The following is a 1,180-nucleotide window of genomic DNA, read 5'->3' on the forward strand; positions in this document are numbered from 1 at the left end:
CCTGAGCGTCGTACGTCGGCTGCCTCGCCGCATAGGTCCAGAGCCCACCAACGAATTTCAGCGCACTCTCCTTCTCCTCCACATCGCGGCCGCGGACATAAAGGGTGGTGCCGTTCTGATCCTTGTCCAGGACTAGGGTGGTATCAGCGCAAGCCGACATGCCATTGGAGCCACTCAGGGCCTCCAGAGGATCGTCGGCGCCGCCCTTCTTGGTGTGGTGCAGCACCATCACGGCTGTGCCGTGTGTCGTCGCCCATCGCTGCAGCGGGGACAAAGTAGCATAGTCACTTTCGTAGGCGTTCTGATTGTTATTGCCGGGGGCTTAACTCGCTGCAGGACGTCGATCACAACCAGCCGAGGCTTGGCCACCGAAAGCCGCCAGTCGTCGAGGCAGTCGATGAAGCCGTTGTTGAGCATCGGAGCCTCGCTTACCCAGTCCAGCCTGGACAGATCCGGCCGGCGTAGCGCGTCAGGGCATAGCGTCTCGATCCGTCGCTGGATGCGGCGGGGACCATTCTCCAGATCGATGTAGAGTACGTGACCCTGCTCGCATTCGACCGAACCCATGGCAATGCCGCCGCAGGCGACGGCGAGCGCCATGTCGATCGCCAGCCATGTCTTGCCGAGCTTCTGGCGACCGGCAAGGATGGCGAGACCTTCGGGAACGTAGCCGGGCACCACCCATTTGATCGGCGGAAACACCGTCGCCATGATGGTGGTCGTGTTGGTTCGCACGAAGGGCTTCGTCTTCGTCTGCTCGCGCTCGTATTCTGCTATCGGAACCGTCTCCAGGTTCAGCATGCGATGACCTCCTGCTTCGAGGTCATGACGAAGAGTTCGGGCAGGTGAGGCGGTCGCATATGTCGCCGATAGAGCGGCAACATGCTCTCGGCCAAGACGATCCGTGGGGTGTCGCGCAGCCGGTCGAATGCCCGATGCCACTGATCAGGCAATACAACGATCCCGTCCCGCTTGCTGCGCAACCAGTCCAGAGGATGAGCGAAGATGTTCAAGGAGCAATCGAAGCTGTATGTCGCCGCCGTGCTGATCATCTCCTCGCCGAGGGCAAAGGCATGACCAGGGTCAGTGGCGAAGGTGTTCGTGCGGGATTCCAGAAGACATTGTCCTCATCGGTTTCCACCACAAGCCAGCGGTCGCCGGCCGGCGTGGGCTCGAACAA

General features: G+C 61.3%; 2 protein-coding genes and 1 pseudogene. All 3 read right to left on the reverse strand.

Annotation, left to right across the window (positions count from 1 at the left end):
- Positions 1-229: pseudogene (locus tag AC07FD_RS39470) on the reverse strand (hypothetical protein); the annotation flags it as partial.
- Positions 229-801 carry an AAA family ATPase gene (locus tag AC07FD_RS39475; protein WP_478354206.1) on the reverse strand — a complete coding sequence of 191 codons (573 nt, stop codon included), beginning with the start codon at positions 799-801 and terminating at the stop codon, positions 229-231. The gene AC07FD_RS39475 and the pseudogene AC07FD_RS39470, both read right to left, overlap by 1 nt.
- A complete protein-coding gene (locus tag AC07FD_RS39480) occupies positions 795-1,052 on the reverse strand; it encodes a hypothetical protein (RefSeq protein WP_478354207.1) in 258 nt (85 codons plus the stop codon). Before AC07FD_RS39480 ends, AC07FD_RS39475 begins: the two co-directional genes overlap by 7 nt.
- Positions 1,053-1,180: the final 128 nt, after the last annotated feature.

This window comes from Mesorhizobium waitakense, assembly GCF_056431085.1.